The sequence below is a fragment of the Streptomyces sp. NPDC045778 genome (genome assembly GCF_056431945.1).
Genome location: NZ_JBWKJZ010000002.1, coordinates 202,684 through 223,477 on the forward strand (window position 1 = coordinate 202,684; position 20,794 = coordinate 223,477).

Sequence of the window (20,794 nt, forward strand, 5' to 3'; positions counted from 1 at the left end):
CGGGCCGGTGGACAGCCCTGTGAACAAGCCCTCAGGTGACTTTCCAAAGCCGCCCTGACCTGCTCTTTTCCCGTCCACCGGCTGTGCAGAAGAAAAACTTTCCCGGTCGGCCCAAGATCTCATCGAACAGCACCCGTCCCCACACCCGCCCGCAGCCCGAGTAAGGGTCCTAAGTCAATTGCATCTCTTACCTGTGGAAGATTAGATTGGTGCTCATGACACAGGCTCCCGCGGCGCCCAAGGCCGCCCGGCGACGACACGACCGCGAGATCGTCGCACTCGCCGTTCCCGCCTTCGGCGCGCTCGTGGCCGAGCCGCTCTTCGTCATGGCCGACAGTGCCATCGTCGGCCACCTCGGCACCGCTCAGCTCGCCGGCCTCGGCATCGCCTCGGCCCTCCTGACAACCGCCGTCAGCGTCTTCGTCTTCCTCGCGTACGCCACCACCGCCGCCGTTGCCCGACGTGTCGGCGCCGGTGACCTCCAGGCCGCCATCCGGCAGGGCATGGACGGCATCTGGCTCGCCCTCCTGCTCGGCGTGGCCGTGATCGCCGTCGCCCTGCCCACAGCACCCGCCCTCGTAGGCCTCTTCGGGGCCTCGGACTCCGCCGCGCCGTACGCGGTCACCTATCTGAGGATCTCCGTCCTCGGCATCCCCGCGATGCTGGCCGTCCTCGCCGCCACCGGCGTCCTGCGCGGCCTCCAGGACACCAAGACACCGCTGTACGTCGCCATCGGCGGCTTCGTCGCCAACGGCCTGCTCAACGTACTCCTCGTCTACGGAGCGGGCCTCGGCATCGCCGGATCCGCCTGGGGCACCGTCCTCGCCCAATGCGCGATGGCCGCCGTCTACCTGACCGTCGTGGTCCGCGGCGCCCGGCGCCACGGCGCCTCGCTGCGTCCGGACGCCGCAGGCATAAGGGCGTGCGCACAGGCGGGCGTCCCTCTTCTGGCCCGCACACTCTCCCTCAAGGCCATCATCATCATCGCCACCGCCGTGGCGGCACGGCTCGGTGACGCCGACATAGCCGCTCACCAGATCGTCCTGTCCCTGTGGAGCCTGCTGGCCTTCGCCCTGGACGCCATCGCCATCGCCGGGCAGGCCATCATCGGCCGCTATCTGGGAGCGGGTGACACCCAGGGCGCCCGTGACGCCTGCCGCCGGATGGTGCAGTGGGGCGTTGCCTCAGGCATCGTCCTCGGCCTGCTGGTCGTCCTGGCCCGGCCCGTGTTCGTCCCCCTCTTCTCCAGCGACACCGCCGTCCAGGACGCCGCGCTGCCCGCCCTGATCGTGATAGCCCTCGCCCAGCCGATCTGCGGCATCGTCTACGTGCTCGACGGCGTCCTCATGGGCGCGGGAGACGGGCCGTATCTGGCCTGGGCCATGCTGATCACCCTCGCGGTCTTCGCACCCGCGGCCCTGCTCGTCCCCACGCTCGGCGGAGCGCTGACCTCCCTGTGGGTCGCGATGACGCTCATGATGACCGTGCGCATGCTCACCCTGTGGCTGCGCTCCCGCTCGGGCCGCTGGATCGTCACTGGGGCCACGCGCTGAGGCGATGTTTCACGTGAAACGTGCGCTCGGTTTGAGCGCCGTTTCCTGAGCGGCGGCCGAAGCAGACGCATACGCGGCGTTGGGTCGCAGCCTCATACACAGCCGGCGGGTCGCGACCGCAGCAGGACGTTCCAGCAAGGGCCCACTGACAGAAGCCCCCAGCGGACCCGTGTGCACCACAATCCCGCGCTGACGTCTGGCAGGCCCTGGCTGAACCCTGTCCGGGCACGACGAGAGGGCCGCACCATAGGTGCGGCCCTCTCGCGCAATCCTGCGAAGCGCAGCGCTAACGCGGCACTCAGGCAGAGACGACCTCGACGTTGACCTTCGCGGCAACCTCGGGGTGCAGACGCACGGACGTCGCGTGGGCGCCCAGCGTCTTGATCGGCGCGCCCAGCTCAACGCGGCGCTTGTCGACCTTCGGGCCACCGGCGGCCTCGATCGCCGAAGCGATGTCAGCCGGGGTGACGGAGCCGAAGAGACGGCCGGCGTCGCCGGAGCGGACGGCCAGGCGGACCTTGACGCCCTCGAGCTGGGCCTTGATCTCGTTGGCCTGCTCGATGGTCGCGATCTCGTGGATCTTGCGGGCGCGGCGGATCTGCGCCACGTCCTTCTCGCCACCCTTGGTCCAGCGGATCGCGAAGTTCCGCGGGATCAGGTAGTTGCGAGCGTAGCCGTCCTTGACGTCGACGACGTCGCCAGCGGCACCGAGGCCAGTGACCTCGTGGGTGAGGATGATCTTCATGTGTCGGTCACCCTTCCCTTATCGCGCGGTGGACGTGTAGGGCAGCAGCGCCATCTCACGGCTGTTCTTGACTGCCGTGGCGACGTCACGCTGGTGCTGCGTGCAGTTGCCGGTCACGCGGCGGGCACGGATCTTGCCGCGGTCGGAAATGAACTTCCGCAGCATGTTCGTGTCCTTGTAGTCCACGTACGTGACCTTGTCCTTGCAGAACGCGCAGACCTTCTTCTTAGGCTTGCGCACAGGCGGCTTCGCCATGGTGTTTCTCCTGTGTGATCAAGAAGTGTGGGTACGACCCGCCTTCTCGTCCCGGGCGCGGGGCCCTGGGTCCTAGAAGGGGGGCTCGTCCGAGTAGCCGCCGCCGGAGCCGCCGGAGCTTCCGCCCCAGCCGCCACCGCCGCCGCCCTGCTGGCCGCCGCCAGCCGGCGCACCGGTCGCCCAGGGGTCGTCGGCGGGAGCACCGCCGCCGCCCTGCTGCTGACCGCCGCCGGAGCCACCGCCCCAGCCGCCGCCCTGCTGACCGCCGCCACCGCCGCCGTACCCACCCTGGCCGCCGCGACCGGTGGTCTTGGTGACCTTGGCCGTGGCGTTCTTCAGGCTGGCGCCGACTTCCTCGACGTCCAGCTCGTAGACCGTGCGCTTGATGCCCTCACGGTCCTCGTAGGACCGCTGCTTCAGCCGGCCCTGCACGATGACGCGCATGCCTCGCTGGAGCGACTCGGCGACGTTCTCCGCCGCCTGACGCCAGACCGAGCAGGTCAGGAACAGGCTCTCGCCGTCCTTCCACTCATTGGTCTGCCGGTCGAAGGTGCGGGGAGTGGACGCGACGCGGAACTTCGCGACCGCCGCACCGGACGGGGTGAAGCGCAGCTCGGGGTCGTCGACAAGATTGCCGACGACCGTGATGACGGTCTCGCCTGCCATTGGGGGAACCTCTCGGCGGGTTTGCTGCTGGCTGCTGGTGCTGCTACTCGAATCCCGAGTGCCGCCGAGCCTCGCGGCTCAACGGGTCTGAGCCGGCTGGCTCAGTGGGTCTCGGGGCGGAGGACCTTGGTCCGGAGGACCGACTCGTTCAGGTTCATCTGGCGGTCGAGCTCCTTGACGACCGCAGGCTCGGCCTGCAGGTCGATGACCGAGTAGATGCCCTCGGGCTTCTTCTTGATCTCGTACGAGAGACGACGACGGCCCCAGGTGTCGACCTTCTCGACCTTTCCGTTGCCCTCACGGACGACGGAGAGGAAGTTCTCGATCAGCGGGGAGACAGCGCGCTCCTCGAGATCGGGGTCGAGGATGACCATCACCTCGTAGTGACGCATGTGGAACCCACCTCCTTTGGACTCAGCGGCCACGGTCGTTCCGTGGCAGGAGGGTCGTGATGCGTACGCAACGGTATCGGCCGCCACTGACAATCGACCGCCCCGAGCGGAGGTCCGAGGGGGAGCCGTGCCGTGTGGCTGTACCAGTCAGTGACGGATCAGTGACTGGCCTGGGCAGACACCGGTGCAGACGGTACAGACTACCCGCACCTAGGCTTCCGGTTGAAATCCGTCGGTGGGAGGGCAGAATCTGTACACATCGGGTGTGTATGGCGCTACGATGCGCTGCTTTCCGCAGGAGGTGTCTCCATGGCACAGACATTGCGACGCGACACCGCCGGTTCTCTCTTCGCCACCGACGGCAAGCCCCATCCCCTCCAGGACACACTGCTCGGCGTGACGCTGATCCTCGGCGCCATCGCCTTCGTGTCCGCGATGTTCCACAACCTCCATCTGCTCAGTTCCTGGACCGGCCTGGTCGGCATCTTCACCGGTGCGTACGGGCAGTTCATCTCGGTGACCACGCGGGAGCGCTTCTTCCTGATCGTCGGTCTCGGTGCCTGCGCGATCGGCTTCTTCCTCGGCATGGCGCACGGCGGCCTCTTCGGCGGACTCTGGTGACCGGCGGCGGCCGAGGATGAGCACTCCCCGGCCGCGCGGCCCCCTCCGAATCGGCCGTTGACCGGCCGGCACCACCCCTGGTCAGAGACAGGCCAGGGGCGAAGGTGCGATACGCCCAGACGGGGCGCTCGCAGGGCGCAGTAGGCTTCGGCGCTAGAGCCGGAGCCCCTGTACCCATGGGGACACACCAGCCCGAGGAGCGCCGCGAATGAGCCTGACCCTGAGGACCATCAGCCGAGAGCAACATCTGGCGTACATCCAGAGCCTGCCCTCGGCGAGCCATTGCCAGGTCCCCGCATGGGCAGACGTGAAGAGTGAATGGCGTTCGGAGAACCTGGGTTGGTTCGACGACAGGACCGGTCACATGGTGGGCGCGGGCCTGGTGCTCTACCGCCAACTGCCCAAGGTGAAGCGCTATCTCGCGTATCTCCCCGAGGGTCCGGTCATCAACTGGTACGCGCCGAACCTGGACGAGTGGCTCCAGCCGATGCTCGCGCACCTGAAGAAGCAGGGCGCCTTCTCGGTGAAGATGGGCCCGCCGGTCGTCATCCGCCGGTGGAACGCCCCCGCGATCAAGGCGGGCATCCAGAACCCCGACGTGAAGCGCCTGCGCGACATCGAGGCCACGCACATCGAGCCGCGTGCCTTCGAGGTCTCCGACAAGCTGCGCCGCATGGGCTGGCAGCAGGGCGAGGACGGCGGCGCCGGCTTCGGTGACGTGCAGCCCCGCTATGTCTTCCAGGTGCCGCTGGCCAACCGCTCGCTGGACGAGGTCCTCAAGAACTTCAACCAGCTGTGGCGCCGCAACATCAAGAAGGCCGAGAAGGCCGGTGTCGAGGTCGTCCAGGGCGGTTACAACGACCTTCCCGAGTGGCAGCGCCTCTACGAGATCACGGCGATCCGCGACAAGTTCCGCCCTCGGCCGCTGAGCTACTTCCAGCAGCAGTGGCGGGCCCTCAACTCCGAGGACCCCAACCGCATGCGGCTGTACTTCGCGCGCCACAACGGCGTGAATCTTTCGGCGGCGACGATGCTCGTCGTGGGCGGTCACGTCTGGTACTCCTACGGCGCCTCCGACAACATCGGCCGCGAGGTGCGGCCCTCGAACGCGATGCAGTGGCGGATGCTGCGCGACGCCTACGCCCTCGGCGCCTCGGTCTACGACCTGCGCGGCATCTCCGACTCGCTGGACGAGACGGACCACCTCTTCGGCCTGATCCAGTTCAAGGTCGGCACCGGCGGCGAGGCCGTCGAGTACGTCGGCGAGTGGGACTTCCCGCTGAACAAGCTGCTGCACAAGGCGCTCGACATCTACATGTCGCGTCGCTGATCCCGCGCAGTCGTCTTCCGTAATTCCTTCCATATCTCTGTTACACCGCAGCCACCAGAAAGGTTCCGGGACCAGCCATGGCGCTCACGCTCTATGTCGACACCGCGCGCTGGCGGGCACACCAGAAGCACGTGCTTGACCAGTTCCCAGGCATCGTCCCGGTCTGCAAGGGCAACGGCTACGGGTTCGGCCACGAGCGCCTCGCCGAGGAAGCCACGCGATTCGGCGCCGACATCCTGGCCGTCGGCACGACCTACGAAGCCGCTCGGATCAAGGACTGGTTCGGCGGCGACCTGCTGGTCCTCACCCCGTTCCGGCGGGGCGAGGAGCCCGTGCCGCTGCCCGACCGCGTCATCCGCTCCGTGTCGTCGCTCGACGGCGTGCACGGGCTCGTGGGCGCCCGCGTCGTCATCGAGGTCATGTCCTCGATGAAGCGCCACGGCATCACCGAGCAGGACCTGCCGCATCTCCACGCCGCCATCGAGGACGTGCGCCTCGAGGGCTTCGCGATCCATCTGCCCCTCGACCGCCCCGACGGCACGGACGCTGTCGACGAGGTCATCGGCTGGATGGACCGGCTGCGCACGGCTCGGCTGCCGCTGCACACGATGTTCGTCAGCCACCTCAAGGCCGATGAACTGGCTCGCTTGCAGCAGCAGTTCCCGCAGACCCGCTTCCGGGCGCGGATCGGCACGCACCTGTGGCTGGGCGACCACCACGCGACCGAGTACCGGGGCTCCGTCCTGGACGTGACGCGCGTCGCCAAGGGGGACCGGTTCGGCTACCGGCAGCAGAAGGCCGCGTCCGACGGCTGGCTCGTCGTCGTCGCGGGCGGCACCTCGCACGGCGTCGGCCTGGAGGCGCCGAAGGCGCTGCACGGGATGATGCCGCGCGCGAAGGGCGTGGCCCGCGCGGGCCTGGCGACCGTGAACCGCAACCTCTCGCCGTTCGTCTGGGGCGCCAAGCAGCGCTGGTTCGCCGAGCCGCCGCACATGCAGGTGTCGATCCTGTTCGTGCCGTCGGACGCGCCGGAGCCGACGGTGGGCGAGGAACTGGTGGCCCATCTGCGCCACACGACCACGCAGTTCGACCGGATCGTCGACCGCTGACCCACGCGGCATCCATGCCGAAGGGCACGCCCCTGAACGGTGAAAGGGCCGGGCGCGAGACCTCTCGCACCCGGCCCTTTCCCCTGCCGGCCCCTCGGCGTTCGAGCCCTTCGCGGCCATGGCCCCACGACCGCTTCGGCACCGCCATCCGGGATCAACGTGTTCGCTCAGGGCGAACGCTTTCCTGCCGTCCCCCATTTCACGTACGTCTCCTCACCGGCCCGCACCCCGTCGTACCGCGGTGACTGCCCGGCAGGACCGAGTACGAACACGTCCGGCGCCCCGTCCAGGACCCCGCCCGAAGGGTCGTCCTCACCGGTCCGCCGCACCACGTCCCGTTCCGGCAGGAGGATGTCGCGGACGATCACGGCGCACAGGTACAGCGTCCCCAGCAGGTGGACGGCGATGACCACCTGGTAGCCCTCGGTCGGCAGTCCCTTGTGGGCGTCACCGCTGGTCGTGTACGCGAGGTACAGCCAGATGCCCAGGAAGTACGCGACCTCGCACGCCTGCCAGATCAGGAAGTCCCGCCAGCGCGGACGGGCCAGAGCGGCGAGGGGGATCAGCCACAGCACGTACTGCGGCGAGTAGACCTTGTTGGTGAGGATGAAGGCGGCGACCACCAGAAAGGCCAGCTGCGCGAAGCGCGGGCGCCTGGGGGCGGTGAAGCCGAGCGCGGCGACGCCGAGGCAGGCGAGCAGCATGAGCACCATCGCCAGCTTGTTCACCGTGTCCGTGGTCGGCGGGTCGTCCATGCGCTGGGCGAGGATGAGCCAGAACGAGCCGAAGTCGACGCCCCGCTCCCGGCTGAAGCTGTAGAACTTCGCCCAGCCGTCCGGTGCCCGCAGCATCACCGGCAGGTTCACCACCAGCCACGCCGCCGTGGTGGCGACGAGCGCGCTCCCGAACTCCCGCCATTTGCCCGCGCGCCAGCACAGCACGAGCAGCGGGCCGAGGAGCAGCGCGGGATAGAGCTTGGCAGCCGTCGCGAGCCCCAGCAGGATGCCGAAGGCGACCGCGCGCCCGCGCGACCACATCAGCATCGCGGCGGCGGTGAGGGCCACGGCGAACAGGTCCCAGTTGATCGTGGCCGTCAGTGCGAAGGCGGGCGCCAGGGCGACCAGGAGCGCGTCCCAGGGGCGGCGCCGGTGGATGCGCGTCACACAGACGGCGATGACGGCCGTGCAGGCCATCAGCATCCCGGCGTTGACCATCCAGTAGAACTTCTCCTGGTGTTGCAGGCTGCCGCTGCCCGGCGTCAGCCAGGCGGCCACCTCCATGAACAGCCCCGTGAGCACCGGGTACTCCAGGTACTCCATGTCGCCGGGCAGTTTGTCGAAGTACGGCGTGAGCCCGTCGGCGAAACCGCGGCCCTGGTAGAGGTGGGGGATGTCGGAGTAGCACGCGTGGGTGTACTGCGAGCTGGCACCGACGAACCAGGCGCCGTTGTAGCACGGGGCCTTCTGCACCATGCCGAGTGCGAACATGCCGAGGGCGACCAGTGCGATGACGCGCACGGGCGTCCACCAGGTCGCCATGAGGAGTGCTCTGCGGCCGATGGGCCCGCCGATCAGCTCACTGCCGGAGGCGGCGACCTCGTCCTGCTTCGTGGGAAGCACAGGTTGCGGCACCCGCTCGCTCAGGGGCGGATGTGCGCGTGTGGGGGGCGTCTTCTCTGCGCTGGGCATGGCGCACATCCTGCCGTACGGACCCTGTCAGACCCTGGAAGCACCAACGCGCCCCGTCGGCGTGCGAGGCCCTCAGCCGGGCGGCGACGGGCCTCAAGGACGCCACAGCGGGCAGGCCAATGTGCTCCACCGGACGCTCAGGGACGGACAAGGCCGCCGCACCACGAGGGTGCGGCGGCCTTGTTTCACGTGAAACACGCGGCGTGCTCGGCGGTCAGTCTCCTCCGGTAGGGCCGGCGAAGATTCCTCCGTCGTTGCCGTTGTGTCCGTTCCCGTTGCCGTTTCCGTTGCCGCCGTTGTCACCCGTGGGCGGTGGTGACTCACCGCCCGGATCACCGATGACGCCGCCGTTGTCGTCCCCGCCCTCCGAGGCACCGCCGTCGTCCTCACAGGACGGGTTCCCGTGCTTGCAGGTGTCCGTCGGGTCGGGGGCCTTCGTCGTGGGAGGCGAGGAGGACTTGGTCTCCGTAGGCGTGGGCGTCGGGGAGTCGCTCGGCTCCTCTTCCTCTTCGGTCTGCGTGGGCGTGGGCACGACGGGCTGGCCGACGATCTCGCCGATGGGCTCCGGCGTGGGGAACCTCTCGGCGGGCTGGCCCTTGAGCGCGACGGCCATGTAGTCCTGCCAGATCTCGGCGGGGAACGAGGCGCCGTGGATCTTCTCCTGGCCGCCCGTGCCGAACATCTCCAGGAACTTGCGCTTCTTGTTGGTCTCGTCGTCGTCCATCCGGTACATGCTGATCGCCGTGGACAGCTGCGGGGTGTAGCCGACGAACCAGGCCGACTTGTTGCCGTCGGTCGTACCGGTCTTGCCCGCCACCTGCCGGCCGGGCAGCTTGGCGGAGGTGCCCGTGCCCTTCTCGACGACGGTGCGCAGGACATCCGTGACGTTGTTCGCCACCGCGGGATCGAAGGCGGACTTGGCCCTGGAGCGGTGGCGGTAGACCGTCTGACCCTCCTTCTCGATCTCCTTCACCGAGTACGGGTCGTGCTGCTTGCCGCTGGCCGCGAACGTGGCGTACGCGCCGGCCATCCGGATCGCGCTCGGGGACGACGTACCGAGAGAGAAGGACGGATAAGTGGCGCCCGCCATGGAGTCGTCGTCCCGCAGGCCCGCGTCTATGGCCGCGGCCTTCACCTTGTCGAGCCCGACGTCCATGCCGAGCTGGACGTAGGCGGAGTTGACCGACTCCCGCATCGCCTCACGCAAGTCGATCTTGTACGTCGGCGGGTTGTAGGACTGCTGGCCGTCGTTGGCCTGCAACCACTCCTTGCCGTCCTTGTCCGTCCAGACCGTGCCGTCGTAGTTCTGGATCTTCAGCTTGTTCTTGCCGCTGTACAGGCTCTTCGGGTCGATGATGGTGCGCTGGCTGTTGTCCTGCTCGGGGCCTCCGGTCTTGCTTCGGATGCCGTTCTTGAAGGCCGCGGCGAGCACGAAGGGCTTGTACGTGGAGCCGACCTGGGCGCCGGTCGTGTCGGCGTTGTTGGTGAAGTGCTTGGTCGCGTCCTCACCGCCGTAGATGGCCTCGATCGCACCGGTATCGGGGTTGACCGAGGCACCACCGAACTGGACGTGCTTGTCCTTGTCCGGGCGCAGCTTGGGCTTGATGTTCTCCTTGCGGACCTTCTGCACAGCCTTCTCGAGCGCCGCGACCTTCTTCTTGCTGAAGGTCGTGTGGATCTCGTAGCCGCCCTGGTCCAGCTCCCGGGCGGAGATGTTGGTGTTGTTGACGACGTACGCCTTGGCGAGCGAGACCAGGTAGCCGATCTGGCCGCTCAGCTTGACGTTCGAGCGCGGGTTCTGCGGCGTCGGGAACTCGGTGTACTTGGCCCGCTCGGCGGCGTCCATGCTGCCGTCCTTGACCTCCTCGTCGAGGATCCACGCCCAGCGCTTCTTGGCGCGCTCGGTGTTCGCCTGCGAGTTGGCCGAGGGGTCGATCTCGGGGTAGCCCGCCGGGTCGTAGTAGGTGGCGCCCTTGAGGACCGTGGCGAGCAGGGCGCACTCGCTCGGGTTCAGCTTCTGCGCCTCCTTGCCGAAGTAGGCGCGCGCGGCGGCCTGGATGCCGTAGGCGTTGCGGCCGTAGTAGGCGGTGTTGAGGTACCCCGCCATGATCTCTTCCTTGCTGACGGTCCGGCCGACCTTTATGGAGATGAACAGTTCCTTGAACTTCCGGCTGAACGTCTGCGACTGGTCGTCGAGCCGGGCGTTCTTCACGTACTGCTGCGTGATGGTCGAGCCGCCCTGGGTCTGGCCGCCCTTGGCCATGTTCACCACGGCGCGGGCGATACCCATCGGGTCGACGCCCTTGTCCTTGTAGAAGGTCTTGTTCTCCGCCGAGATGACGGCGTTGCGCATCGCCTCGGGGATGTCCTCGTACTTGATGATCTGCCGGTTGGTCTCCCCGCCGGTCGCGACCATCTGTGAGCCGTCGGCCCAGTAGTAGACGTTGTTCTGCGCCTTGGCCGCGTTGGCGACCTCAGGGACCTGGACGAGCGCGTACGCGATGCCCGCGACCGCAAGGAGGCTGCCGAAGAAACCGACGATCAGGCTCGTGACCAGGCGCCACGACGGGATCCAGCGGCGCGGCCCGCTCCGGCCCGCGCGCGGATAGTCGATGAAGCGCTTCTTGGGAGGGCCGTAGCCCCGCCCGCGGCCGCGTCCGCCGCTCTCCGGCGCCCGGCGTCGGCCTCCGCCCACGGAGGCGTTGCGGGCGGCGCGCCTGGCCTCCGCGCGCCCCCCGTGGGACCGCTCCTCGTCCTCGGGGGCGCCGGACTCGTACGACGACGAAGGTCCGTACGACGAAGGCGGCGATCCGGTGGCGCCTCGCGGTGCTGCGCGACGGCCGGACGGCGCGCCGGACGCGCCCCGCCTGGCCGCGGCGCGTCCGCCGCCCTGCGGCGGCTTGCGACGGTGCTCGCTCATCGAACGACTACTCCTCGGGCAGGCGCGGTGGTCCGCACCTGGAAACGGCAGCTGGTTTCCGGTCCCCCCGACGTACTGACGAGTCCATTCCGGCACTCGTCCGTACGGCACCGGGACAGTAACGCCACCTCACGTCACTTGGTTCCCGGCGGTATGCATGGCGCACAGACTACGCACCGTCAAAACCCACTTAGCGCTGAAGTTCACCCCAAATCAGGCAAGTTACTTCCTACGAATCGGTGATGTGACGCCGTTCACCGTTCCCCCTCTTGTCGCAGCAGGCACGTCGTTCTATCGTCGTGATGTATCGAGTCGATACATCAGGTCGGCATAAAGGCCGTGCGAGTCAGACCGGGACAGACAGGAGGAGACCATGAGCAGGCGCTCCGGCATCCTCGAGTTCGCCGTCCTCGGCCTGCTCCGCGAGTCCCCGATGCACGGCTATGAGCTGCGCAAACGGCTCAATACCTCACTGGGTGTGTTCCGCGCCTTCAGCTATGGGTCGCTGTACCCCTGCCTGAAGACACTGGTTGCCAACGGCTGGTTGATCGAGGAGTCGGGAACCGCCACCGCGGAGGCCCTGGCGGCGGCTCCGCTCGCCGGGCGCCGCGCCAAGATCGTCTACCGGCTGACAGCGGAAGGTAAGGAACACTTCGAGGAACTGCTCTCGCAGACCGGCCCCGACGCGTACGAGGACGAGCACTTCGCCGCCCGCTTCGCCTTCTTCGGCCAGACCTCGCGGGACGTGCGGATGCGGGTGCTCGAGGGCCGCCGCAGCCGCCTGGAGGAACGCCTGGAGAAGATGCGCGCCTCCCTGGCCCGCACCCGGGAGCGCCTCGACGACTACACGCTTGAGCTGCAGCGCCACGGAATGGAGTCCGTGGAGCGCGAAGTGCGCTGGCTGAACGAGCTCATCGAGAGCGAGCGCGCGGGCCGCGACCAGCAACGGTCCGGTTCCGGGAGCTCCGCTCAGCAGAACAGCACATCTGGGGAGTCGGACGTCCTGCCCCGGCGGCGGGAGGACAACCCGCCGCCGGATACGTCCGGTGACACCGCCAAGTGACACCCCGCACTCGCGGGGTGCCATCCGGAATACCGAGATCACACAGGGAGCAACCGGAATGGGTTCGGTTCGCGTAGCCATCGTCGGCGTGGGCAACTGCGCCGCCTCGCTGGTCCAGGGCGTCGAGTACTACAAGGACGCCGACCCGGACAGCAAGGTCCCGGGCCTGATGCACGTCCAGTTCGGCGACTACCACGTCGGTGACGTCGAGTTCGTCGCCGCCTTCGACGTCGACGCGAAGAAGGTCGGCCTCGACCTGGCGGACGCCATCGGCGCCAGCGAGAACAACACCATCAAGATCTGCGACGTGCCGAACTCCGGCGTGCAGGTCCAGCGTGGCCACACCCTCGACGGCCTGGGCAAGTACTACCGCCAGACCATCGAGGAGTCCGCCGAGGCCCCGGTCGACGTCGTCCAGGTCCTCAAGGACAAGCAGGTCGACGTCCTCGTCTGCTACCTGCCCGTCGGTTCCGAGGACGCGGCGAAGTTCTACGCCCAGTGCGCCATCGACGCCAAGGTCGCCTTCGTCAACGCCCTGCCGGTCTTCATCGCCGGCACCAAGGAGTGGGCGGACAAGTTCACCGAGGCCGGCGTCCCGATCGTCGGTGACGACATCAAGTCCCAGGTCGGCGCCACCATCACGCACCGCGTCATGGCGAAGCTGTTCGAGGACCGCGGTGTCCGCCTCGAGCGCACCATGCAGCTGAACGTCGGCGGCAACATGGACTTCAAGAACATGCTGGAGCGCGACCGCCTCGAGTCCAAGAAGATCTCGAAGACGCAGGCCGTCACCTCGCAGATCCCCGACCGCGAGCTGGGCGAAAAGAACGTCCACATCGGCCCGTCGGACTACGTGGCGTGGCTCGACGACCGCAAGTGGGCGTACGTCCGCCTCGAGGGCCGCGCCTTCGGCGACGTCCCGCTGAACCTGGAGTACAAGCTCGAGGTCTGGGACTCCCCGAACTCGGCGGGTGTCATCATCGACGCCCTGCGCGCCGCGAAGATCGCCAAGGACCGCGGCGTCGGCGGCCCGATCCTGTCGGCGTCCTCGTACTTCATGAAGTCCCCGCCGGTGCAGTACTTCGACGACGAGGCCTTCGCGAACGTCGAGAAGTTCATCAAGGGCGAGGTCGAGCGCTGACCGCGCTGAACACCTGACCTGCCAAGGGTCCCCGGGTCGTCGGCCCGGGGACCCTTCTCGTATGTGAGGCTGTGCGCCATGGCTGTCGTCGGTGACCTGCGCGTTCTGCTGCGCCTTCGGGACTTCCGGCGGCTGCTCGCCGTACGCCTGCTCTCCCAGGGCGCGGACGGCGTCTACCAGGTCGCGCTCGCCACGTACGTGGTCTTCTCACCGGAGAAACAGACCTCTCCCACGGCAATCGCCTCCGCGATGGCGGTCCTGCTGCTGCCGTACTCGCTCGTCGGCCCGTTCGCGGGCGTCCTGCTCGACCGCTGGCGACGGCGTCAGGTCCTCGTGTACGGCAACGTCCTGCGGGCCGCGCTGGCATCCCTGACGGCCGTCCTGATGCTCGGTGGCGCGCCCGACTGGCTCTTCTACGCCTCCGCGCTGTGCGTCACCGCCGTCAACCGCTTCGTCCTGGCGGGTCTCTCGGCGGCGCTGCCGCGCGTCGTGGACGCCGACCGCCTGGTCATGGCCAACTCCCTGTCACCGACCGCCGGGACGCTCGCGGCGACGACGGGCGGAGGCCTCGCCTTCGTCGTCCGCATCGTCGCCGCGGACTCGGACGCCGCCGTCGTCCTCCTCGGGGCCACGCTCTACCTGTGTTCGGCGTTCGCCTCCCTGCGCATGCCGCGGGCACTGCTCGGGCCCGAGAAGGAGTTGGTGCAACCACGTCTGGGGGTGGCGCTCGCCGGCACCGCACGCGGGCTTCTGGCGGGCGTACGCCACCTCGCCGAGCGCCGCACGGCCGCCCACGCCCTGGTGTCGATGACCCTGATGCGGTTCTGCTTCGGGGCCCTGACCGTCATGGTGCTGATGCTGTGCCGCTACGCGTGGTCGTCGACGGACGACGACGGACTCGCCCTGCTCGGGATCGCCGTGGCGGTCTCCGGCGCCGGGTTCTTCGCGGCCGCCGTGGTGACGCCGTGGGCCGTCGGGAGGTTCGGCGCGCGGGGCTGGATGGTCGTCTGCGCGGCCACCGCCGCGGTGCTCGCCCCCGCGCTCCTGCTGCCCTTCGCACCGGGCCCGATACTCGTCGCCGCGTTCGTCATCGGGCTCACCACGCAGGGCGCGAAGATCGCCACGGACACGGTCGTGCAGTCGGCGGCCGACGACGGCTTCCGCGGCCGGATCTTCTCCCTGTACGACGTGCTCTTCAACGTCGCCTTCGTCGGGGCGGCGGGCGTGGCGGCGCTGATGCTGCCCCCGGACGGCAAATCAGTCCCTTTGGTTGCCTCGATGGCACTGGTCTACGCGGCAATTGCTGGCGCTATGGCCAGGTTTGACGCCCAGTAAGTGTCACATCAATGCCACAGAGGCCCGCTGAGCTTCGTCTTACCTGCGGGAGACGGATAACTTACGGAGGTCTTTCGCGCCCTCGCGCTCTTTTCCCTTCGTCCTGCTCTCTTCTAGGGGGATCCCCGTGTCCGTTCCGCCGCCGCCCCAGGGCCAGAACCCATTCGCCCAGGGCCAGCAGCCCTACGGCCAGCCGCAGGGCCCGGGTGCTCCGCAGCCCCAGGGCGCGGCCCCCTACGGCCAGACGCCTCCGCCGTACCCGCAGCACCCGGGCGCGCCGCAGCAGGGCATCGGTGTGCCGCAGCAGGGCGTCCCCTTCTACCAGGGCGGCCCGGACCCGGCGGCCCCGCGCAAGGGCAAGAAGAAGTTCATATTCATCGGCGTGGCCCTCGCCGCGGTCGTCGGCCTCGTGGTCACGGCCGTCATCGCCGGTCAGGACGAGGCCGCCGCAGCCGAGGTCGGCGACTGCATGAGCATCAGTAACCCGGAGAGCTCCACCAAACCGGGCCTGAAGATCGTGGACTGCGGCGACAAGAAGGCCAGGTACAAGGTCATGGAGAAGAAGGACAGCGGGTCCTGCGACCGCACCAAGTACGCCGAGTACCGGGAGACGGGCGGCGGCGATGACTTCACTCTCTGCCTGAAGCCGTACGTACCGTCTGGGTCCTGATCCCCCGCACACCCTCGCACTCCTGTGACCCGAGGTCCGCGCACACTCAAGGGCGATGTTTCACGTGAAACATCGCCCTTCGCGGTTCGACATGACCGACTCTGCCCCCAGCACCACGCGTCAGCCGCTGGCGAGCCTCAGCCTCCATCGTGAACCGCTCCAACCGATTTGCCATCATGATCATCTGTCACGAAGATCGCTACCGGCGGGGCCGACCTCCCGCCACGCAGATGACAGAAGCTGCACTACTCGAAACGTGGGGGAACACTCATGAAGAGTCACACTGCCCGATGGCTGGCCGCAGCACTCGGGACTTGCTCAATCCTTGCAGGCTCTGTCGGCCAGGCATCAGCTGTCGAACCCACTCGAATCAGCCCGGCCCAAAGTCCGGCCGCCTACGCGGACTACCTCCGCCACTCTGATGAGGCGGGAGCGTCAGAAACCCTCTCAGAGTTTCAAGCCCTCAAGCCGAATCAGCAGAAGCAGTTCGTCAATTACCTTCAAGACCCCTCCCTCCTCAAGGAGATTCTGAACCAAGCGTCAGGCCAGACCGACAAAATGGCTGACGCTTCTGGAAACTTCAGTTACTCAAGTTCACTGAGAAACGGTGACGTCGCCGTTGAGTCCAAGCGCACTGTGACTGGGCTGACAACGAAAAAGAAGTCGAAGCCGCTTCGTAAGGGAAACCACACAGTCACGTACACGTCCAACTTCAAACTGCTCGGAATCAAGTTCCTCCAGTTGAAGATCTGGATGAACTTCCACACCAACGGCCGAGACATCACCAAGGTGAACTACGCCGATGGTTCGAAGCGGAACTACAGCGGCACCGTCGACATTTCCAAGGGCATACCGAAGACATGGCGAAGCAATTGGGGATGGTGCCCAGTGGGGGGCAGCTGCAGCGGAGGCCACCATGCAAACGCTGCCATCGTCTGGGAGGGCAGCATCAAATACAAGGGAACAATCTGGCAGATAGACAAGAAGCAGACGATTCAGTCCAACATCTACGGCACCACCACGGGAACTCTCAAGACTGCGTAGCCGCCAGAACAAGGCAACAGGTATCAGGTTTCCCGAACCGTGCCGCTTGCTGCTGGGGTGGGGTGCTGTGTTTCACGTGAAACACAGCACCCCACCCCAGCGGTCAACCCTCCGTACCCTGCGCGGCCCACCACCCCTTGAGCGCCGTCACCGCCGCGTCCCGTTCCATCGGGCCGTTCTCCAGGCGCAGCTCCAGCAGGAACTTGTAGGCCTGACCGATCACCGGGCCCGGGCCCACGCTCAGGATCTCCATGATCTCGTTGCCGTCGAGGTCGGGGCGGATCGCGTCCAGCTCCTCCTGCTCCTGGAGGCGGGCGATGCGCTCCTCCAGGCCGTCGTACGCCCGGGACAGCGCGTTGGCCTTGCGCTTGTTGCGGGTCGTGCAGTCGGAGCGGGTCAGCTTGTGCAGGCGCTCGAGGAGCGGACCCGCGTCGCGTACGTACCGGCGTACGGCGGAGTCCGTCCACTCGCCCGTGCCGTAGCCGTGGAAGCGCAGGTGCAGCTCCACCAGCCGGGAGACGTCCTTGACCAGCTCGTTGGAGTACTTGAGAGCCGTCATCCGCTTCTTGGTCATCTTGGCGCCCACCACCTCGTGGTGGTGGAAGGAGACCCGGCCGTCCTGCTCGAAGCGGCGCGTCCTCGGCTTGCCGATGTCATGCAGCAGCGCGGCGAGCCGCAGCGTCAGGTCCGGGCCGTCCGTCTCCAAGGCCATCGCCTGCTCGAGGACGATCAGGGTGTGGTCGTAGACGTCCTTGTGCCGGTGGTGCTCGTCGCGCTCCAGGCGCAGGGCCGGCAGCTCCGGCAGCACGTGGGCCGCGAGGCCGGTGTCCACGAGGAGGGCGAGGCCCTTGCGGGGGTGCGCGGCCACGATCAGCTTGTTCAGCTCGTCACGGACGCGCTCGGCGGACACGATCTCGATGCGCTCGGCCATCGCCTTCATCGCGGCGACGACGTCCGGGGCCACGTCGAAGTCCAGCTGCGCGGCGAAGCGCGCGGCCCGCATCATCCGCAGCGGGTCGTCCGAGAAGGACTCCTCGGGGGTGCCGGGGGTGCGCAGGACATGCCCCGCCAGGTCGTCCAGACCTCCGTGGGGGTCGATGAACTCCTTCTCCGGGAGCGCCACGGCCATGGCGTTCACGGTGAAGTCGCGGCGCACGAGGTCCTGCTCGATGGAGTCGCCGTACGACACCTCGGGCTTGCGGGAGGTCCTGTCGTACGCCTCCGATCGATATGTCGTCACCTCGATCTGGAAGCGCTGCTCGGCCCCGTCCACGCGGGCGTCCTTCTGGCAGCCCACCGTGCCGAAGGCGATCCCGACCTCCCAGACCGCGTCCGCCCACGGGCGGACGATCTTCAGTACGTCCTCGGGGCGGGCGTCCGTCGTGAAGTCCAGGTCATTGCCGAGCCTGCCGAGGAGGGCGTCCCGGACCGAACCGCCGACCAGGGCGAGCGAGAACCCGGCCTCCTGAAAGCGGCGGGCGAGGTCGTCTGCGACAGGGGACACGCGCAGCAGCTCGCTCACGGCACGCTGCTGCACCTGACTCAGGGCACGGGGGTTGTCTTCGTTGGCGTTCGGCACAACAGAAAAGGGTACGTGCCCCGGCGCCCCGCGGCCGCCCCGATTTCCCCGGCCACCGCGGAGACCGTCCACAGCGCTCACCTCGGCCCTTGCGGCCCGCCGGGCGCGGTCTTCCGATCTTGTGGAGTGGTCCGCGGCACTCAGGCCCGGCGCGCCTCGTTACCATGCGTGGACGCAGCATCCGACAACCACCGACACTGACGACGACGAGGGACGGGCAACGCGTGGCCGAGGCGGCAGACTTCCCGGGGACCACCCCCTCACCTGCCCGCCGGTGGCTCCGGCGCACAACGGCACTGCTGGCCGGAGCGCCCCTGCTGGCCGGTCTGCTCCAGGTGCCCGCGGGCTCCTCCGCGGTCGCCGCCACGCCGGACGTGAAGGCCGCGGCCACGGGCGTGAAGAGCGCCGCCCACGGCGTGCGGACGGGCCTCAAGGCCGCCGCCACGGGGTCCCGGACCGTTGACGTCTCCCTGGACGCCCTGACGCCCAGCGCGCCTCGTAAGGGCGACACCGTCACCGTCTCCGGCACGGTCACGAACGAGGGCCGCCAGCCGGTGACCGCGGCGCGGGTCGGCCTGCGCGTCGCTCCTCCCCTCGGCAGCCGCACCGCGATCGACACGGCCGCGGAGCGCGAGGGGTTCCAGCCGGGGAGCGACGGCACGGAGGTCGGCGGCAAGTACGTCGAGAAGATCGCCAAGCTCGCCCCGGGCGTCCCGCAGCACTTCAGCATCTCCGTGCCCGTCAGTGCCCTCGATCTCGGCATGGACGGCGTCTATCAGCTCGGTGTGTCGCTGACGGGCCAGACGGCGGCCCAGCCGTACCCGCAGGTGCTCGGCATCGAGCGGACGTTCCTGCCGTGGCAGGACGGGTCCGCGGACACGAAGACGAAGACCACGTACCTGTGGCCGCTCATCTCCACCACGCACCTCACCGCGCAGACGCGCTCCGACGAACAGCAGACGCCCGTCTTCAAGAACGAGGACCTCGCCAAGGAGATCCAGCCGGGCGGCCGCCTCGAACAGCTGGTGACGCTCGGCGAGCAGCTCGACGTCACCTGGGTCGTCGACCCGGACCTGCTGGTCTCCGTCGAGGCGATGGCGGACGAATACGAGGTCGAGGGGCCGGGCGGGACGACGGTTCCCGGCCGCTACCAGTCGGTCGCGAAGCAGTGGCTCACCGAGCTGCAGAAGACGGTGAAGGGCAGGAAGGTCGTCGCGCTGCCCTTCGCGGACCCCGACCTCGCCTCGCTCGCCCACACCGGCAAGGCGGTCTCCGGGTCCCTCGGCCACCTCAAGGAGGCCACCGAGGTCGGCGCCAAGGCCGTGCGCGACATCCTCTTCGTGAAGCCGACGACCGACTTCGCCTGGCCCGCCGACGGTGCCGTCGACCCCTCGGTCGTCGACGTCGCCACGTCGGCGGGCGCCCACCGCGTGATCGCCCGCAGTGACAGCCTGCGCGAGACCCACGGCCTGTTGTACACACCCAACGCGGCCCGCCCCATCGGCGGCGGCACCACCGCCGTGGTCGCCGACGCCCGGCTCTCCACGGCCTTCCAGGGCGACATGACGCGGTCGGAGAACGCGACCCTCGCGGTCCAGGAGTTCCTCGCCCAGAGCTTCATGATCACGTTGCAGGACAGCAAGCAGCGCAACATCGTCGTCGCCCCGCAGCGCACGCCCACCACGAGCCAGGCGCAGGCGATGGCCAAGGCGCTGACCGCCCTCGACGACGAGCGCTGGTCGACGCCGCAGGACCTGTCCGCGGCCGCGAAGGCCAAGCCGGACCCGGGCGCCACCACCCAGGTGCCGTCGGCGGCCGCCTACCCCTCTTCCCTGCGCAAGCAGGAGCTGCCCCGGTCGGCGTTCGAGGAGATCCGGGGCACCCAGGACAAGCTCGACGTCTTCAAGATGATCCTCGCCGAGCCGGACCGGGTGATCACGCCCCTCGGCCGGGCCATGGACCGCGAGATGTCCACATCGTGGCGCGGCCGCGCCACGGCGGCGCAGGACTACCGCAAGAGCGTGCACGGCTATCTGACCAACCTCATGCACCAGGTCTCGCTGATCAAGAAGTCCGACGCGAAGCTGTCGGGCCGCAGCGCGACGATCCCGGTGACGGTGCAGAACAACCTCGTCAGAGGCGTCGACCACCTCAGGCTCCGGCTGACGTCGACGAACCCCACGCGTCTGAAGATCGGCGACGGCCTCTACGAGGAGCAGCCGGTCAAGATCACGGGCGGTGGTCACACCCAGTCGGTGAAGTTCACCACCACGGCCAACGCCAACGGTCCGGTCCAGGTGTACGCCCAGCTCTTCACCGAGGACAACCAGCCGTACGGCGACCCCGTGTACTTCCACGTCAACGTCACCGAGGTCACCCCCACGGTGATGCTGGTCATCGCCGGTGGCGTCCTGCTCCTCGTCCTCGCCGGGTTCCGCATGTACACCCAGCGCAAGCGCGCGGCGCGGCAGCAGGCCGAGGCGGGCCCGGACGGCGGCCCCGACGGCGACGGCGACGCCACGGACGACCCCGCGCCCGACGCCGGCCCCGACACGGGTGAACCCGAGCAGCCGAGTGACCCGACCCCGGACACCGCTCCCGAAAGCACCGAGCCGTCGCACACGGGTGAGAGAGTGGACCGTTGAGCGATGTCGTGGCCGGTGGGCCCGGGGACCATGAGGTG

17 protein-coding genes are annotated in these 20,794 nt (G+C 68.3%); 10 read left to right on the forward strand and 7 right to left on the reverse strand.

Features of this window, described 5'->3' with window-relative positions:
* Positions 1-215: 215 nt before the first annotated feature.
* The gene (locus AC07GB_RS03635) at positions 216-1,553 is read left to right on the forward strand and encodes an MATE family efflux transporter (RefSeq protein WP_478841568.1); all 1,338 of its coding nucleotides are present in this window, start codon (positions 216-218) and stop codon (positions 1,551-1,553) included.
* A 298-nt stretch (positions 1,554-1,851) separates the two neighbouring features.
* On the opposite strand, the gene rplI is transcribed toward AC07GB_RS03635, so the two are convergent.
* From rplI to rpsF, 4 genes are all read right to left on the reverse strand, one after another.
* Complete coding sequence (gene rplI, locus AC07GB_RS03640; RefSeq protein WP_478841569.1) at positions 1,852-2,298, reverse strand: 50S ribosomal protein L9; 447 nt, start codon at positions 2,296-2,298, stop codon at positions 1,852-1,854.
* 18 nt (positions 2,299-2,316) lie between these two features.
* Complete coding sequence (gene rpsR, locus AC07GB_RS03645) at positions 2,317-2,553, reverse strand: 30S ribosomal protein S18 (RefSeq protein WP_003949403.1); 237 nt, start codon at positions 2,551-2,553, stop codon at positions 2,317-2,319.
* A 72-nt stretch (positions 2,554-2,625) separates the two neighbouring features.
* Entirely contained in the window at positions 2,626-3,219 is a 594-nt protein-coding gene (locus tag AC07GB_RS03650; RefSeq protein ID WP_467772094.1) for a single-stranded DNA-binding protein, read from the reverse strand.
* Positions 3,220-3,320: 101 nt separating this feature from the next.
* A complete protein-coding gene (gene rpsF / locus AC07GB_RS03655) occupies positions 3,321-3,611 on the reverse strand; it encodes a 30S ribosomal protein S6 (protein WP_006604399.1) in 291 nt (96 codons plus the stop codon).
* A gap of 309 nt (positions 3,612-3,920) precedes the next feature.
* On the opposite strand from rpsF, the gene AC07GB_RS03660 reads away from it, so the two are divergent.
* From AC07GB_RS03660 to AC07GB_RS03670, 3 genes are all read left to right on the forward strand, one after another.
* Positions 3,921-4,232 (forward strand): hypothetical protein, encoded by a 312-nt coding sequence (locus tag AC07GB_RS03660; RefSeq protein ID WP_478841570.1) that lies wholly within the window; start codon positions 3,921-3,923, stop codon positions 4,230-4,232.
* Positions 4,233-4,440: 208 nt separating this feature from the next.
* On the forward strand, positions 4,441-5,562 hold the full coding sequence (locus AC07GB_RS03665; RefSeq protein ID WP_030676906.1) for a lipid II:glycine glycyltransferase FemX: 1,122 nt from the start codon (positions 4,441-4,443) through the stop codon (positions 5,560-5,562).
* A 77-nt stretch (positions 5,563-5,639) separates the two neighbouring features.
* A complete protein-coding gene (locus AC07GB_RS03670; protein ID WP_478841571.1) occupies positions 5,640-6,671 on the forward strand; it encodes an alanine racemase in 1,032 nt (343 codons plus the stop codon).
* A 167-nt stretch (positions 6,672-6,838) separates the two neighbouring features.
* Here AC07GB_RS03670 and AC07GB_RS03675 read toward each other — a convergent pair whose 3' ends face one another.
* Both AC07GB_RS03675 and AC07GB_RS03680 read right to left on the reverse strand, forming a co-directional pair.
* A complete protein-coding gene (locus tag AC07GB_RS03675; protein WP_478841572.1) occupies positions 6,839-8,368 on the reverse strand; it encodes a glycosyltransferase family 87 protein in 1,530 nt (509 codons plus the stop codon).
* Positions 8,369-8,573: 205 nt separating this feature from the next.
* The gene (locus AC07GB_RS03680) at positions 8,574-11,279 is read right to left on the reverse strand and encodes a transglycosylase domain-containing protein (RefSeq protein WP_478841573.1); all 2,706 of its coding nucleotides are present in this window, start codon (positions 11,277-11,279) and stop codon (positions 8,574-8,576) included.
* A gap of 373 nt (positions 11,280-11,652) precedes the next feature.
* Here AC07GB_RS03680 and AC07GB_RS03685 point away from each other — a divergent pair, with 373 nt between their 5' ends.
* The 5 genes from AC07GB_RS03685 (at position 11,653) to AC07GB_RS03705 (ending at position 16,532) form a co-directional block, all read left to right on the forward strand.
* Positions 11,653-12,342 carry a PadR family transcriptional regulator gene (locus AC07GB_RS03685; RefSeq protein WP_478841574.1) on the forward strand — a complete coding sequence of 230 codons (690 nt, stop codon included), beginning with the start codon at positions 11,653-11,655 and terminating at the stop codon, positions 12,340-12,342.
* Between the two features lie 58 nt (positions 12,343-12,400).
* Positions 12,401-13,483 (forward strand): inositol-3-phosphate synthase, encoded by a 1,083-nt coding sequence (locus tag AC07GB_RS03690; RefSeq protein ID WP_478841575.1) that lies wholly within the window; start codon positions 12,401-12,403, stop codon positions 13,481-13,483.
* A gap of 78 nt (positions 13,484-13,561) precedes the next feature.
* Positions 13,562-14,818, forward strand: a complete 1,257-nt coding sequence (locus tag AC07GB_RS03695; protein ID WP_478841576.1) for an MFS transporter — start codon at positions 13,562-13,564, stop codon at positions 14,816-14,818.
* A gap of 127 nt (positions 14,819-14,945) precedes the next feature.
* A complete protein-coding gene (locus tag AC07GB_RS03700; RefSeq protein ID WP_478841577.1) occupies positions 14,946-15,488 on the forward strand; it encodes an LppU/SCO3897 family protein in 543 nt (180 codons plus the stop codon).
* Positions 15,489-15,758: 270 nt separating this feature from the next.
* Positions 15,759-16,532 (forward strand): hypothetical protein, encoded by a 774-nt coding sequence (locus AC07GB_RS03705; protein WP_478841578.1) that lies wholly within the window; start codon positions 15,759-15,761, stop codon positions 16,530-16,532.
* 103 nt (positions 16,533-16,635) lie between these two features.
* On the opposite strand, the gene AC07GB_RS03710 is transcribed toward AC07GB_RS03705, so the two are convergent.
* Positions 16,636-18,111, reverse strand: a complete 1,476-nt coding sequence (locus AC07GB_RS03710; RefSeq protein WP_478841579.1) for a CCA tRNA nucleotidyltransferase — start codon at positions 18,109-18,111, stop codon at positions 16,636-16,638.
* A 224-nt stretch (positions 18,112-18,335) separates the two neighbouring features.
* On the opposite strand from AC07GB_RS03710, the gene AC07GB_RS03715 reads away from it, so the two are divergent.
* Complete coding sequence (locus AC07GB_RS03715; RefSeq protein WP_478841580.1) at positions 18,336-20,756, forward strand: DUF6049 family protein; 2,421 nt, start codon at positions 18,336-18,338, stop codon at positions 20,754-20,756.
* Positions 20,757-20,794 lie beyond the last annotated feature (38 nt).